The sequence below is a fragment of the Aquimarina gracilis genome (assembly GCF_035285365.1).
Classification (GTDB): domain Bacteria; phylum Bacteroidota; class Bacteroidia; order Flavobacteriales; family Flavobacteriaceae; genus Aquimarina; species Aquimarina gracilis.
In genome coordinates this window covers 1-14,289 of the sequence record NZ_JAYKLX010000011.1, presented here as the reverse complement: position 1 = coordinate 14,289, position 14,289 = coordinate 1, and the positions used below count along the sequence as shown (strand labels likewise).

At 34.8% G+C, this 14,289-nt stretch carries 15 protein-coding genes and 1 rRNA gene; 7 read left to right on the top strand and 9 right to left on the bottom strand.

What is annotated here, in order from left to right:
- Nucleotides 1-61 precede the first annotated feature (61 nt).
- From rocD to U6A24_RS20820, 3 genes are all read right to left on the bottom strand, one after another.
- Nucleotides 62-1,339 carry an ornithine--oxo-acid transaminase gene (rocD, locus tag U6A24_RS20830; RefSeq protein ID WP_324181954.1) on the bottom strand — a complete coding sequence of 426 codons (1,278 nt, stop codon included), beginning with the start codon at nt 1,337-1,339 and terminating at the stop codon, nt 62-64.
- Nucleotides 1,340-1,549: 210 nt separating this feature from the next.
- Nucleotides 1,550-1,933, bottom strand: a complete 384-nt coding sequence (locus tag U6A24_RS20825) for a DUF6768 family protein (RefSeq protein ID WP_324181953.1) — start codon at nt 1,931-1,933, stop codon at nt 1,550-1,552.
- Nucleotides 1,923-2,489 (bottom strand): RNA polymerase sigma factor, encoded by a 567-nt coding sequence (locus U6A24_RS20820; RefSeq protein ID WP_324181952.1) that lies wholly within the window; start codon nt 2,487-2,489, stop codon nt 1,923-1,925. The genes U6A24_RS20825 and U6A24_RS20820 overlap by 11 nt, the downstream gene beginning before the upstream one ends.
- Nucleotides 2,490-2,597: 108 nt before the next feature.
- Here U6A24_RS20820 and rlmD point away from each other — a divergent pair, with 108 nt between their 5' ends.
- Genes rlmD through U6A24_RS20805 form a run of 3 tightly spaced genes read left to right on the top strand, consistent with a single transcriptional unit; the run spans nt 2,598 to nt 5,215 of the window.
- Nucleotides 2,598-4,007, top strand: coding sequence for a 23S rRNA (uracil(1939)-C(5))-methyltransferase RlmD (rlmD, locus tag U6A24_RS20815; RefSeq protein WP_324181951.1), 1,410 nt, complete (start codon nt 2,598-2,600; stop codon nt 4,005-4,007).
- Nucleotides 4,008-4,011: 4 nt separating this feature from the next.
- Nucleotides 4,012-4,536, top strand: coding sequence for a DUF6452 family protein (locus U6A24_RS20810; RefSeq protein WP_324181950.1), 525 nt, complete (start codon nt 4,012-4,014; stop codon nt 4,534-4,536).
- Nucleotides 4,502-5,215, top strand: a complete 714-nt coding sequence (locus U6A24_RS20805; RefSeq protein ID WP_324181949.1) for a DUF6048 family protein — start codon at nt 4,502-4,504, stop codon at nt 5,213-5,215. Before U6A24_RS20810 ends, U6A24_RS20805 begins: the two co-directional genes overlap by 35 nt.
- Before the next feature lie 37 nt (nt 5,216-5,252).
- Here the strand turns inward: U6A24_RS20805 and U6A24_RS20800 are convergent, their stop codons facing one another.
- The 4 genes from U6A24_RS20800 to U6A24_RS20785 all read right to left on the bottom strand — a co-directional run bounded on the left by U6A24_RS20800 (nt 5,253) and on the right by U6A24_RS20785 (nt 10,905).
- Nucleotides 5,253-5,825 (bottom strand): dienelactone hydrolase family protein, encoded by a 573-nt coding sequence (locus U6A24_RS20800; RefSeq protein WP_324181948.1) that lies wholly within the window; start codon nt 5,823-5,825, stop codon nt 5,253-5,255.
- A gap of 12 nt (nt 5,826-5,837) precedes the next feature.
- Nucleotides 5,838-6,110: a hypothetical protein gene (locus U6A24_RS20795; protein ID WP_324181947.1), complete on the bottom strand. Its 273-nt coding sequence runs from the start codon at nt 6,108-6,110 to the stop codon at nt 5,838-5,840.
- Nucleotides 6,111-6,190: 80 nt separating this feature from the next.
- Nucleotides 6,191-9,463: a VPS10 domain-containing protein gene (locus U6A24_RS20790; RefSeq protein ID WP_324181946.1), complete on the bottom strand. Its 3,273-nt coding sequence runs from the start codon at nt 9,461-9,463 to the stop codon at nt 6,191-6,193.
- A 272-nt stretch (nt 9,464-9,735) separates the two neighbouring features.
- Nucleotides 9,736-10,905, bottom strand: a complete 1,170-nt coding sequence (locus U6A24_RS20785; protein WP_324181945.1) for a THUMP domain-containing class I SAM-dependent RNA methyltransferase — start codon at nt 10,903-10,905, stop codon at nt 9,736-9,738.
- A 97-nt stretch (nt 10,906-11,002) separates the two neighbouring features.
- Here U6A24_RS20785 and U6A24_RS20780 point away from each other — a divergent pair, with 97 nt between their 5' ends.
- From U6A24_RS20780 to U6A24_RS20770, 3 genes are read left to right on the top strand one after another with little or no spacing between them, the layout of a single operon-like run.
- Nucleotides 11,003-11,734 (top strand): class I SAM-dependent methyltransferase, encoded by a 732-nt coding sequence (locus U6A24_RS20780; protein WP_324181944.1) that lies wholly within the window; start codon nt 11,003-11,005, stop codon nt 11,732-11,734.
- On the top strand, nt 11,734-12,411 hold the full coding sequence (locus tag U6A24_RS20775) for a ZIP family metal transporter (protein WP_324181943.1): 678 nt from the start codon (nt 11,734-11,736) through the stop codon (nt 12,409-12,411). Before U6A24_RS20780 ends, U6A24_RS20775 begins: the two co-directional genes overlap by 1 nt.
- Nucleotide 12,412: 1 nt before the next feature.
- Nucleotides 12,413-12,841 (top strand): DUF4268 domain-containing protein, encoded by a 429-nt coding sequence (locus U6A24_RS20770; protein WP_324181942.1) that lies wholly within the window; start codon nt 12,413-12,415, stop codon nt 12,839-12,841.
- 23 nt (nt 12,842-12,864) lie between these two features.
- Here the strand turns inward: U6A24_RS20770 and trhA are convergent, their stop codons facing one another.
- Nucleotides 12,865-13,491 (bottom strand): PAQR family membrane homeostasis protein TrhA, encoded by a 627-nt coding sequence (gene trhA, locus U6A24_RS20765; RefSeq protein ID WP_324181941.1) that lies wholly within the window; start codon nt 13,489-13,491, stop codon nt 12,865-12,867.
- Nucleotides 13,492-13,951: 460 nt separating this feature from the next.
- On the opposite strand from trhA, the gene U6A24_RS20760 reads away from it, so the two are divergent.
- Entirely contained in the window at nt 13,952-14,116 is a 165-nt protein-coding gene (locus U6A24_RS20760; protein ID WP_324181940.1) for a hypothetical protein, read from the top strand.
- Between the two features lie 87 nt (nt 14,117-14,203).
- On the opposite strand, the gene rrf is transcribed toward U6A24_RS20760, so the two are convergent.
- Nucleotides 14,204-14,289, bottom strand: a 5S ribosomal RNA gene (gene rrf, locus U6A24_RS20755); the annotation flags it as partial.

Sequence of the window (14,289 nt, the reverse complement as noted above, 5' to 3'; positions counted from 1 at the left end):
AAAATAAAAATCCTGCTTACTATTGGCAGGATTTTTTTATTCTAACATGAATAAGAGAATTTTATTCAAACTCTTTCAACGTTTTGGTAATAATCCCTACGCATTCCAAAAGCTGTTCTTTATTCATTACCAATGGCGGAGCAAAGCGAATGATATTACCATGAGTGGGCTTTGCCAAAAGACCATTCTCTTTTAGAGCTACACAGATATTCCAGGCGGTTTCACTCTCCTCAGAATCATTAATAACAATGGCGTTTAAAAGACCTTTACCTCTCACCAAAGTTACGATGTTCGAGTTTTCGATGTATTTATTCAACTCTGATCTAAACAACTCACCTAATTCATAAGCGTTTTCTGCAAGTTTTTCATCTCTTACAACCTCTAAAGCTGCGATGGCCACTGCTGCTGCAACAGGATTTCCTCCAAACGTACTTCCATGACTCCCTGGTTTAATAACCTCCATAATAGGGTCATCGGCCAATACAGCAGATACAGGATACGCACCACCGCTAAGGGCTTTCCCTAAGATTAAAATATCTGGTTTTATTTCTGGGTTTCCCGAGCAATTCTTATCATCACATGAACAATTTCCGCAGGTGGCCAATAACCTTCCCGTTCTCGCAATACCAGTCTGCACCTCGTCGGCAATAAACAATACGTTATGTTTTTCACAAAGGGCTTTTGCTTTGGCCAAATAATCCTCTGATGGAACATAAACTCCTGCTTCACCCTGAATAGGTTCTACCAAAAATCCGGCTACGTTCTTATTACTCTCTAATGCTTCTTCTAAAGCCTTTAAATTATCATATTCAATTTTAATAAACCCTTGAGTGTAAGGCCCAAAGTTCTTTCTAGCTACAGGATCATTAGAAAATGATATGATTGTGGTCGTTCTTCCATGGAAATTATTTTCACAAACGATGATCTGTGCATCATTTTCAGAAATTCCTTTCTTCTCATAGGCCCATTTTCTACAAATTTTTAAAGCAGTTTCTACTGCTTCGGCACCCGTATTCATTGGTAAAAGTTTATCAAAACCAAAATACTCGGTAGCAAACTTTTCATATTCGCCCAACTTATCATTGTAAAATGCCCTCGAGGTAAGCGTTAGCGTTTGAGCTTGATTTACCATAGCGCTAACTATCTTAGGATGGCAATGCCCCTGATTAACTGCCGAATATGCACTTAGGAAATCATAATATTTGTTTCCTTCTACATCCCAAACATACACCCCTTCTCCTTTACTCAATACAACTGGTAATGGATGGTAGTTATGGGCTCCATACTTATCTTCTAACTCAATTGAATGTTGTGACGACTTTTTTTCTAAAACAGCCATTTTCTTAATAATTTAAATTGATAAAATAACCATTCCTTCTGTACCTTTATCCTTTCGATAAGATTCGAAAATTCAGCGTGGGAGAGAAATCATCCCTAAGAGAATTGCAAAATTAATAAAACTTTAGCAAATTTTTAATTTTAGCCTTCACAATACTTCAAATTTTTACTTTAACACAAAAAACATTGTCAAATACCTTGAATATCATAATCAAGATACCTTTCCTGCCAAAGATGAAATCTGCAATTCTAATCTCTTTATTTCTCTCAGTAAGGCATTCTTATCCATTTGCATCCATGAATATAGTTTTAACATTGATGTTATCAGAACGCAGAATAAACCACCTAACCCCCATTTAATGAGCTCATTAGTATTATCTGTATTCAAAAACTGAATTAAGCAATAAATAAAAACTCCAAATACAGCTATATTAACAATAAACATCATTATGATAATCCATCTATTTCTGGTTTTAAAAAGTCCCCCAACCATTCCAAGTAAACTCTGTTCGTCTAATTCGTCATAAAACTTTGCTTCTTCTTGGGTTAATGTCTCCTTAATTAATTGATCAATATCTATCATTTCATTTTTCATAATTTCTATCTTTAACGATTATTTTTAAATTTTCTCTAGCGGTAAACAGACGTGATTTAACTGTACCAGTGGATATATTTAATATTTCACTTATCTCTTTAATGGTATACTCTTCGAGGTAGAAAAGGTTAAGAACAATTTGATGATTTATAGAAAGTTGTTTTATAGATCTGCTTAGAATACTCAACAGTTCTGTTTTACCTATATTACCTTTTGCTGCTATTGTTGTTTTGTTTTCATTGTAGTAAGAATTTAAACTTTTCAATTCTTTTTTATGCTTTCGCTGCCAATCCATTGCATTTCTGGTTACAATGGTTAAAGCCCAACTTCCAAAACTATTGGGGTCCTTCAAAGTGTTTATTTTTCGAAGGATTTTATTCCAACTATCCTGTACAACATCTTTAGCAACTTCCTTATCCTGGGTATACCAATATGCGTGTCTGCAAAGCTTGATATGCCAACGTTTAACCAAAAGCGTAATTGCTTTCTTGTTTCCCGATTGGTACTGCGACACTAGTAGAGAATCAAATACCTTATGTACTTTTTTTGTATTCATTTCTATAGTATAGACGTAGAAACAGTAAAGAGGTTCATTTTTTGTTTCTTTTAATAAGATATTTTGAATAATTATCAAGTATATGTATTCTATTCTTATTTTTGCGCTATGGCAAGAAAAAATCGAAGACAAATCTTTGAAAACATAAACATAATTGATGCAGGTGCAAAAGGGAAAAGTATTGCCAAAGCTCCTGATGGTAAAATTATTTTAGTGAGTAATGCAGTTCCTGGTGATGTAGTTGATATTCAGACTACCAAAAAGCGAAAAGCATATTATGAAGGATCTGCAACTACATTTCATAAGTTATCAGATCAACGAACCGATCCCGCATGTAAACACTTTGGGACATGTGGTGGTTGTAGATGGCAATTTATGGGGTATAATCACCAGTTAAAGTACAAACAACAAGAAGTTGTAAATAATTTAACAAGGTTAGGCAAAATTGAATTGCCTGAAATTACTCCAATCCTTGGATCGAAAAAACAATATTTTTATCGCAATAAAATGGAATTTTCATTTAGTGACAGCAGATGGCTAACTCTAGATGAAATACAAGGCGACACCACTATAGAAAATCGCAATGCTCTTGGCTTTCATATGCCCGGTATGTGGGATAAAATCCTTGACATAGATACTTGCCACCTTCAGGAAGATCCTAGTAATGACATTAGAAATAAAATCAAAGGCTTTGCTACAAAGCACAACCTTCCTTTCTATAATGCCAGAAAGCAAGAAGGTTTTTTGCGTACTTTAATGATTCGTATTTCTTCGACAGGTGAGATCATGGTTCTGGTTCAATTCTTTTATGAAGATGAAGAAAAAAGAACACTACTTTTTGATTTTATTTCAGCAGAATTTCCTGAAGTTACTTCCTTACAATATGTTATAAATTCTAAAGGCAATGACACCTTGTACGATCAAAAAGTAATATGCTACAAAGGAAAAGATTATATCGAAGAGGAAATGGAGGACCTGCGATTCAGAATCAATGCAAAATCCTTTTATCAGACCAATTCTGAACAAGCATACGAATTATATAAGGTTACTCGAGACTTTGCAAATCTTACAGGCAATGAACTGGTATATGATCTATACACAGGAACAGGCACCATAGCACAATTTGTGGCAAAAAAAGCTAAAAAAGTAATTGGTGTTGAAGCAGTACCAGAAGCTATTGAGGATGCAAAAGAAAATGCCAAACGCAATTCGATTGATAATGCCGAGTTTTATGTTGGTGATATGCGAAAAGTGTTTACCAAAGATTTTATTGATCAACACGGTCAACCCGAAGTAGTTATTACAGATCCCCCCAGAGATGGAATGCATAAAGATGTGGTGGCACAATTATTACGTATTTCTCCACAAAAAATAGTATATGTAAGTTGTAATAGTGCAACACAAGCCCGGGATTTGGCGTTATTAGATGACAGCTACAAGGTGACCAGAATACAGCCAGTAGACATGTTTCCACAAACATATCATGTTGAAAATGTAGTTTTATTAGAAAAAAGATAGCATAATGAAAATATTTAAAAATATTTTATTTCTTATCGTGGTTATTGTTTCAATTGTTTTCAGCAACAGTAGTTGTGAACGAGATGATATTTGTGCAGAGGGAACCCCCACTACCCCTTTTCTTATTATCAAGTTTATCGATAATGAGACTCAGATAGAAACCGATATCAAAAGACCTTCAGAGCTACAAGTTCGTGCCGTAGGTTTTGACAGTATAATAGATATTGGTACAGTGACAGATTCTATTATGATCCCATTACGGACCAATACAACAAGTACAGCATTTGAATTTACTATTAATTCTGATACTACAAACGATACAACTCCACCGAATACCGATATCATTAGTTTTGAATATGAACCCATCGAAGAATATGTAAGTAGTGCTTGCGGATTCAGAGTGGTTTACAATGCTATTACAGCTAATGAAGGTGAAGAAGGAGATGATGGCGATTGGATAAAAGGAATTACTGAACGAACACTTAATGTAACAGATGAAACAGCTGCACATATATTTATTTTTCATTAGTATCTTAACCTCTTGTCTTTCTTTTTCGCAAGAGGAAGAAAAACAATTAACGGCAAAAGATACACTCCCGCCAGGCGAAAAATATGGATTAAGAGTTGGTGTGGATATCGCGAGGATTATTAGGTCATCTGTTGAAGACAAGTACTCGGGCTTTGAAATTGTAGGGGATTATCGAATTTCTAACAAATTCTTTGTCGCTGCCGAAATTGGTAATGAATCCTTAATTCGAGACGAGGAAAATATCAATGTAGAGGGTTCTGGTAGTTACATACGTGCCGGAATTGATTATAACACCTATGGCAATTGGTACGGAATGCAAAATAGCATATATGTAGGCTTACGGTATGGGTATTCAAGATTTGACCAAACGCTAAACGATTATATTATCTTCACAGGAACGGATTATTTTGGTGAAAATGAAATTATTGAACCGGTAACCAGAGATGGTTTAAATGCAAGTTGGATCGAGCTTGTCTTAGGCATAAAAGCCGAACTTTTTAAGAATATATACCTTGGGGCCAATGTTTCTTTAAGAAACATGGTTAGCGAAAAAAAACCGGAAGGTTTTGACAATCTTTATATCCCAGGATTTGGTAGAACAAATGACTTTAGTCAAATTGGTGTTGGATATGGGTATAATATCAGTTATTTAATTCCTCTATACAAAAGAAAAAGGTAAATAAATGCCCCTCGTTTTGAGGCGAGAGGCAATTCTATTATTTAAACGCTTCTTCCAATAAATGTTTTAACTCTGCCCAGGATTTCTCGTCGGCTTCTTTTTGATAAGCTAGTGGCAAATTAAATTTCTTACCTATCGAATCGGCTACCTTACTTGTAAATGAGTGCGTAGCATTCTCGTATGCAATATACTTATAATCTGCCTTTACACTATCCATGGCTCTTTTATACCTTTCGACGGTTTCCAAAGGAATAAATGGATCTTCTGCCCCATTACAAACCAAAATTTTTGCTTTGATATCTGAAGTTGGCATTACTGGTAACTGCACCCCACTATGAAAAGCAGCCACAGCATCGAGGTCAAATCCGGCATTAGCCATGGTAAGTGCTACACTTCCACCAAAACAATATCCAATTGCCGCAATCTTATCGGCATCAACCGATTCTTGAGATTTCAACATAGCTAAAGCAGCTTCAAACCGTGCTTTGGCAGATTCTATATTTCCCATCACACTCATGGCAAATTTACCAGCATCTTCGGGGTGTGCCGCTAGTTTACCATCACCATACATATCTATTGCCAATGCTACATAGCCCATTTTTGCAAGCATATCTGCCCTTTCTCACACATAATTATTATGCCCCCACCACTCATGAACTACAATAATACCCGGGCTTTTCTCTGTAGCGTTTTCATTAAACGCTAAATAGCCCTTCATTTGCAATGAATCTGCTTTATAACTTACTTCTTCCGATTTAATTTTTAAAGGTAATTCGGTTTGATTTTCGTTATTGGTTTCAACGCCTTCTGTATTTTCTGTTGATGTTTTATTCTTGCAGCCTATCAAAATTGACAGCATAACAAATACAAAAAAGTACTTTGAAATAGATTCCATAAAAGTTAGTTTTAAGATTAGTGTGTTAGTCATCTAAAGTTAAGAATTCTAACTTTATCCAGCATTTAATACAAAACATTTCAATCCTCTACAAAAGGCGCTCCTGCTTTCTGTAAATCTATTGACAATCTATCGATTTCATTTTTAAGTGCAACATAACTTGAACTTAAAGATTCTAGCGTAGAAGTAATAATTTTCATAGTTTCCAAATGAGTATCTGTAGGCCCGTATGTTGACCACTGAATCCCTCGATAGATCGCAAACATTCGGTCGCCAATAGTTGGTTTGTTTTTTTCTCCTACCTGTAGCTTTGCTTTATTACCATAAAACTCATTATTGAGACTGGCTATACGCTTCTCTAAATTATTAATTCGATTATCAAGGTCTCCAGGAGGCACATTTGCTCGTAAAAGGGATTTTTTCAAAGCTTTGATTCGTTTTTGAGTTTTACTTAATTGAAGATCCAAAGCAGAAACTTTTCCAATTACATCTTCATAATTTCTCCAAAATTGAGCAGCCTGCTCAGGGGTTTGCCCAGGTAAGGTGCCTTTTTTCAATTGTTTTACTGTAAAAGAAACTGGTTCAGAAAGTTGTGTAACCTCTCCTTCAACGATTTTGGACAACGTTGCTCTATATTGTCCCGGAACCGCCAAAAATCCTTGAGGTGGTCCAAATGGATTTTCTTGTGACTTAAGTGTGATTGCATCTGAAGCCGGGTAACGCAAATCCCACGCTACACGATGAAAACCAGGTTTCACAGCTCCCTTAATCCTTCTTATCGTATTACCATTACTATCACTTATAGATAAAATTATTTGTGGATCAGAAGTTATTTGTTCTGCCTCTACAGCTTCCCAGCCTGGAAATGCAATATCCCGTTCCTTATTCTTTTTTTCATTTTCTTGTCTTACTTCTTTTTTTGTTTTCAATCCATTTTTTAAATAATAAGTGAATACAGCGCCAAAATCTGGATTAGGAGCCACATAATGAGACGCTCCTTGACTTCCTTTTGTTCCTCCAAAACTCAAATTGGGTCGGGGAATGTACCATAAAGCATCACGAGTTGGGAACAATATTGCTTCTTCTTTTAATTTTGTTTCAGAGACATTACGTAGTACCGAATAATCATCAAATACGAAAAAGCCTCTTCCAAAGGAAGCCCCTACAAGGTCATTCTCTTTTCGCTGAATCGCCAAATCACGAAATGAGATCGTAGGCATATCCCCAGTTAATTTTATCCATTTTCTTCCGCCATCGACTGTAAAGTATATCCCAAACTCTGTTGCAGCAAACAAAAGATTAGCTTGCACATGATCTTGCACAATTCTCCAAACCAATGTTCTTTCAGGCAAATTACTAGTTATCGATTTCCAAGTACGTCCTTTATCCGTACTTTTTAAGAGATACGGATTAAAATCTCCATATTTATGATTATCCAAAGCCACATAAACCGTATTTGCATCAAAAAGGTCAGCTTTGATATCATTCACAAAAGCCGTTGCAGGAACACCTGGTAAAGTTCCCACATCAATTTTTCGCCATTGATCTCCTCCGTTTTCTGTAACCTGAATAATACCATCATCGGTTCCGACATATAAGATACCATCTTGTTTTGGTGATTCTGCTATCGAGGTTATTGTATTATAATTAGACATGGCCAAAAAATCCCATGGTGCATCCCAAGACTGTTTTTTACCCATTATCCCTAACTCAATACGTTCTTGATTTTTGGTAACGTCTTTAGAAATAGCATTCCATTTATCTCCTCTATTATCAGATCTCCATAATCGTTGTGAACCGAAATAAATTCGTTTAGGATCATGGGCACTAACCAGTATTGGAGCATCCCAATTAAATCTTTCAAAATCCTCTTCAGGTCCGGGTTGTGGTTGTATATCGGTTACCTCTCCGGTACTTAAATCAATTCTCGAGAGATTTCCTTCTTGGCGCTCGGCATACATAATATTGGGGTTTCCTGGTTCTGTTGCCGGTTGATGTCCATCCCAGTTTAGAACAATTTTCCAGTCAGAATTTTGAATACCATGAACATTATCTGTACGTGAAGGTCCTCCTTGAGTGCTATTATCCTGAGTTCCCCCATAAATATTATAAAAAGGCTCTGTATCATCTACTGCTACCTTATAAAATTGTGTAACGGGAAGATTATCTATAAATCTCCAATTTTGAGTAAGATCGAAGGTTTCGTACAACCCTCCGTCGGTCCCTACTAATAAATAATTAGGGTCTTCTTTTTTAAAAGCTATTGCATGGTTATCTCCATGTTTATGCTTATTATTCATTCTCTTGAACGTCTTTCCTCCATCTTCTGAAATTTGCATTCGATTATCTACCAGGTATAATCTTTCAAAATGATGTGGTGATGCATATAACTCTTGATAATAATGAGGTCCTGTTGCTCCTGCAACAGCATCAGATTGCTTTTTCCAGGTAGTACCTCTGTCGCTTGAACGATATACACCACCTGTTCTACGGTCTAATTCTATGGCAGCATATAAAATATCAGGTTGCTGCGGAGAAATAGCCAATCCAATTTTCCCCATCCATGATTTGGGAAGTCCATTTTTTAATTGCTCCCAGGTTTCTCCTCCATCTGCGCTTCGATATATACCAGACCCAGGACCACCGCCCATATAAGCAGCAACGGTTCGGTGTCGTTGCCAGGTAGCGGCATAAAGTACATTTGGATCTCTGGGGTCTATAATCACATCTGTAACTCCAACCCACTCATTATCACCCAAGGTCTTTTTCCAGGTTTTCCCTCCATCAGTAGATTTATACAACCCTCGTTCTCCTCCTTTTTTCCACAAAGGTCCTTGTACCGCCACCCAAAGTATTTTGCTATCTGACGGATGGATAATAATTTTGGAAATATGCTCAGATTTCTTTAATCCCATATTTTCCCAAGATTTTCCTCCATCAGCACTACGGTAAATCCCGTCACCATACCCAACATGCCTTCCTCCTACATTTTCTCCGGTTCCAACCCAAATCGTATTAGTATGATTAGGATCTATGGTAACACACCCCACCGAATAAGATGCTTGATCATCAAAAATAGGGGTCCATGTTGTTCCTGCATTTACAGTTTTCCATACACCTCCTGACCCAACGGCCACATACCAAACACTTTCATTTGTAGGATGAATTGCAACATCTGCTATTCTACCAGACATAAATGCCGGACCAATATTTCTAATTTTTAAGCCCGAAAATACAGAATCAGAAAGTACCGAAGGAGGAGTTTGTTTTGTTTTAGATCTCTGACCGTTTGCCAAAAAAGTGAACATTAATAAAAAAACTACGAAAAAAACCTGTGCGAATTTTGTTTTCATGTGAAGATGATTAGTTTATAAAGAGTAATTGACAGTAGAAAAGTATGGTAATTTGAAAAAAATTACTCTTAAGAAAAGTATAAACTATCAACTCTTTATTTTAATCTTAACACAAATAAAGAGACAGCACAAAAATTCATAGGCAATAAAATACATAAGATTTTATTGCTTATAATCACATTTAGAAAAGATGAGTTATTCTAAAAAGGAAATATCACAAAATACTAATAGCAGTTATAAGTAATAGCCAAATTGAAAAAAGATTACTCCTTTTACTTGGTTTGAAATTTTGCTTTTTTACTTCCTGCATACATTTCGTATTTCACCAATCTTGACTCAAGCTTACCATTAAAAACCTTTATTTTTCTTGAAGGTCTTAAGCCTACGTATTTCAGCGCTTCAAGGTTTCCGGTAATAAACCAGGCATTGGTACCCGGATAATTTTGTTTTAGGGTATCACCTATTTGAGCATAAAACTCTTCGATATTTACCTCTAGTCGTTCATCATAAGGTGGGTTAAAAACCATATGTAGTGGTCCGTCTACGGCTTTCTCTGACTTAAAAAAATCTCCTTCCTTTATCTTAACAAAATCTGTAAGGTTTGCATTTTCAACATTATTACGAGCTTTACGTACTACAGAAGGCGCCTTATCCATACCTATTATTGAATAATGAAAATCCCTAGTTTTGTTCAAACATGCTTCTTCAATTTTTTCAAACAAATCAAGATCCCAATCCAACCATTTTTCGAAAGCAAATTCCTTTCTGTTTAGGTTTGCAGGGATATTACATGCAATCATTGCCGCCTCAATGGCCATAGTACCACTTCCGCACATAGGATCCAGAAAATCGCATTGACCGTCCCATCCTGAAAGTAGCAACAAGCCCGAAGCCAACACCTCATTAATAGGTGCAATATTGGTAGCCGTACGATAACCTCTATGATGTAATGATCCCCCCGAACTATCTAGAGATATAGTACAAAGATCTCTTTGAATATGAACATCGATAGAAAGATCTGGATAATCCAAATCAACGTTTGGTCTTCTCCCTTTTTGTTTTCTAAATCGATCTACAATAGCGTCTTTTGTCTTTAATACAATGAATTTAGAATGATTAAACAAATCAGAATTAACCGTTGCATATATTGCAAATGTATCATCTACATCCAAATAATTCTCCCAGCGAACATTTTGTACAAAATCATATAAATCCTTTTCATGTCGTATTTTTCGGGATGTAATAGGTTTTAATATTTTAATTGCAGTTCTAAGACAAAGGTTAGCCTTATACATAAACCCCGTATCACCATAAAAACTCACCATACGATTCCCAATTTCTACTTTTTGAGCTCCTAGGTTTCTGAGTTCTTTTGCCAAAATTTCTTCAAAACCATAAAGAGTTTTGGCCACCATTTTAAAAGAATTACTCACTTTTTGCATTGTCTTGTTTAGTAAATAAAGATTTCTTCGACTAAGAATGAAACTTTACGTTACATCTATAAATTTAAACCGCAAAAATACATTAATTTTGCGCCCTATGCTAAAAGATTCATTAATGTGGTATGCATCATGGTTTGATACACCATACTATCATATTCTATATAAAGACAGAAATCATATAGAGGCAAGCGATTTTATGGATAATCTCACCAATTATCTTAGCCTTGAAAAAGGAGAAAAAATTTTGGATCTCGCTTGCGGAAAAGGGCGTCATAGCGTTTATCTTAATAAACTTGGCTATGATGTTACTGGGGTAGATCTTTCAGAAAACAGCATAAAATATGCTTCACAGTTCGAAAATAAAACCCTTCGATTCAAGGTTCATGATATGTGTAGACCCTACTCAGAAAAATTTTCTGCCGTTTTTAATCTATTTACAAGTTTTGGTTATTTTGATAAAGGAGAAGATAACCTGAGTACGATAAAAGCGATCAAATCGGATCTTAATGAAAGAGGGTTCGGTGTTATAGATTTTATGAATGTCGACCATGTAATTTCTAATCTTGTCCCACAAGAAATTAAAGAAGTAAACGGAATCATATTTGCTATAAAGAGATATGTCGAAAATGGGTATATTTTCAAAGAAATTAGGTTTGAGGATAATAATGAAGAGTTTTTCTTTACCGAACGTGTAAAAGCCATAACTCTTGAAGATTTTAAAAAGTATTTTGAAAAGGCAAATGCTGATCTCTTGGATATTTTTGGGGATTACCAATTAAGAAAATTTCATCAAAAAAACTCACCCAGACTTATATTAATTTTCAAATAGTGAACAATTACATTTTATCCATAGCGGCAGTTTTTGTTGGGGCTTTGATTGTTTTTATTTTCAAACCTTCAAATCAAAAAAACTTAAAATTACTTTTGGCATTTAGTGGTGCTTTTCTGCTGGCTATTACTATTTTTGATCTTCTCCCTGAAGTATTTGAAGACAACCTTTTTGCCAAACGAACAGGAGTTTGGATCATGATCGGTATTTTACTACAAAAAGTACTCGAGTATTTCTCTAAAGGTGCGGAGCACGGTCATATACACTTGGATAAAGATACGAATAGAATTTCTTCATTACTGTTTATTAGTTTGGGAATTCATGCTGTTCTTGAAGGGTTTCCTATTCATCATACCGATGGGATTTTGTTAGGAATTATAATCCACAAAATTCCCATTGCGATGATAATGACTACATTTCTTTTAAACACCAAAATAAAGAAATCAATTATACTCATTACTTTATTAGTTTTTGCTTTAATGACGCCTTTAGGGACCTTTATGAGTGAATATTTTGATGATGCTCAATTGTATTACAAAGAGATTACCGCACTTGTAATTGGTATTTTTCTTCATGTCTCAACCACTATCCTTTTTGAAAGTAATGAAGGGCACAAATTTAATGTAACTAAGCTGTTGGTTATTCTTGTTGCCACAGCAACGGCATATATAATTTAGCATGTTCAGTAAAGAGGAATCAAAAAAACTGCGACAAGAATTTTGGACAAGTTTTGGAAAAAACTACCCTCATAAATGGTTGTTATATAACACCAAAATTAAAGATGTTACTCTTAAATTTACATTCACTACAAAAAAGGCTCAAGTATCTATTGATATAGAACCTTATGATGAACTTATTAAATCGTATTATTATGATAAGTTTATTAGCCTGAAAAATATTCTTATTTCTGAATATCTTGAGAATGTTATTTACGATGAGAAATACCAATTAGACAATGGTAAAATCATTTCCCGTATTTATGTAGAACTATCAAATGTAAGTATACACAATAGGAATCATTGGGAAGAGGTGATGAAATTTTTATCGAGCAAAATGATAAAGCTTGAGGAATTCTTTTTGGAATATAAGGACTTTATAGATAACTAATCATTTTCCCAATACGCAGATCTTTAAATTATATACTTAAGAATAAGTACATAATGAAACGCGGTTCCCGCCAATACAAATAGGTGCCAAATTACATGAGTAAATGGAATTCTTTTTAATGCATAAAAAATAATTCCCACGGTATATGCTATTCCACCATACATTAGATAATCGATACCGTCGTCTCCAATTTTATTGGCCAATACCTCAATATCCAACATTATCAACCACCCCATTAACAAGTACAAAACAATAGAAAATATTTGGAATCTGCCTGTAAAGAAAAATTTCAATATAGAACCAATAACTGCGAGAGACCAAACCGAAACAAAAAGTAGTATCCCTTTGCTATCGATTAAAGTAATAAGCGTTACCGGGGAATATGTTCCGGCAATTAGTAAATAAATACCTATATGATCGAGTACTCTTAATTTTTTTTTTAAATCTGCTTGAGAAGTATAATGATATGCCGTTGATGCGAAATATAGGATAAGCATAGCACAGCCGTACAATATAACCGATATGGTACTAAATTCGGTTTTATGAGAATCAAACTTAATTAAAAGGAATAAACCTACAAGAGCTAAAACAAACCCTAGCCCGTGTGTTATCCAATTCCATCTTTCTTCTACTGGAGATTGTATTTTCATGAAATATAAAAGGCAAAGCTAAAAAATATTGTAAACAAAACATACTGTTATTGAAGAAGACGTTTGTTATTTAATTACGTTTCGACATAAAAAACCTTTATCGATTTCATGAGGGTTTTATAAATAAAGAGGTGACCTGCTCTCCCGCGATTGTAGTACCATTGGCGCTAATGAGCTTAACTACAATGAAAATAAGAAAAAGAAAATTGCTTCAAAGCTAAAAAAACAGGTTAATCGTTAGCGGGTTACGGGACTTACATACATAGTCCATGTAAAAAAAGATATTCTAAAAAATTCAAATTTATTCAAATACTTGAAATTATAAACATTAATATTTTTAATATCATCATCAATGTTTCATCTTCTCAGAACAGTTAATCTACTGTTAATAAGACAACTAACTTTACATTAGCCAAGCTTATTTTTAATATTTTTATTCTATTAATCTAAAAATCAAATTATGTTAAAAAATCTTTCAAATTTAGGAACTATTTTGAGTAAGCAAGAATTGCAATCTATTAATGCTGGCTTTGTATGTTATTACTGGGATTTTAATTCTTATGTAGAATGTGCATCTAGTGGTGCTGACGAAATTGTTGAGTGTGAACCTACAAAAGACTGTTAACCAGTATCTTTAAAAACATTTTTTTCAATAAAATTATAGTATTTCGCATAAAAAAAACCCTCATCGGTTAAGATGAGGGTTTTATAAAGAAGGCGGTGACCTACTCTCCCACGATTGTAGTACCATTGGCGCTAACGGGCTTAACTACTCTGTTCGGAATGGTAAGAGGTGAG

Bases quoted from the DNA above. Each gene is read 5' to 3' on its own strand.
- rocD (WP_324181954.1), bottom strand. From the start codon at position 1,339: ATGGCTGTTTTAGAAAAAAAGTCGTCACAACATTCAATTGAGTTAGAA.
- U6A24_RS20825 (WP_324181953.1), bottom strand. From the start codon at position 1,933: ATGAAAAATGAAATGATAGATATTGATCAATTAATTAAGGAGACATTA.
- U6A24_RS20820 (WP_324181952.1), bottom strand. From the start codon at position 2,489: ATGAATACAAAAAAAGTACATAAGGTATTTGATTCTCTACTAGTGTCG.
- rlmD (WP_324181951.1), top strand. From the start codon at position 2,598: ATGGCAAGAAAAAATCGAAGACAAATCTTTGAAAACATAAACATAATT.
- U6A24_RS20810 (WP_324181950.1), top strand. From the start codon at position 4,012: ATGAAAATATTTAAAAATATTTTATTTCTTATCGTGGTTATTGTTTCA.
- U6A24_RS20805 (WP_324181949.1), top strand. From the start codon at position 4,502: ATGAAACAGCTGCACATATATTTATTTTTCATTAGTATCTTAACCTCT.
- U6A24_RS20800 (WP_324181948.1), bottom strand. From the start codon at position 5,825: ATGCTTGCAAAAATGGGCTATGTAGCATTGGCAATAGATATGTATGGT.
- U6A24_RS20795 (WP_324181947.1), bottom strand. From the start codon at position 6,110: ATGGAATCTATTTCAAAGTACTTTTTTGTATTTGTTATGCTGTCAATT.
- U6A24_RS20790 (WP_324181946.1), bottom strand. From the start codon at position 9,463: ATGAAAACAAAATTCGCACAGGTTTTTTTCGTAGTTTTTTTATTAATG.
- U6A24_RS20785 (WP_324181945.1), bottom strand. From the start codon at position 10,905: ATGCAAAAAGTGAGTAATTCTTTTAAAATGGTGGCCAAAACTCTTTAT.
- U6A24_RS20780 (WP_324181944.1), top strand. From the start codon at position 11,003: ATGCTAAAAGATTCATTAATGTGGTATGCATCATGGTTTGATACACCA.
- U6A24_RS20770 (WP_324181942.1), top strand. From the start codon at position 12,413: ATGTTCAGTAAAGAGGAATCAAAAAAACTGCGACAAGAATTTTGGACA.
- trhA (WP_324181941.1), bottom strand. From the start codon at position 13,491: ATGAAAATACAATCTCCAGTAGAAGAAAGATGGAATTGGATAACACAC.
- U6A24_RS20760 (WP_324181940.1), top strand. From the start codon at position 13,952: ATGTTAAAAAATCTTTCAAATTTAGGAACTATTTTGAGTAAGCAAGAA.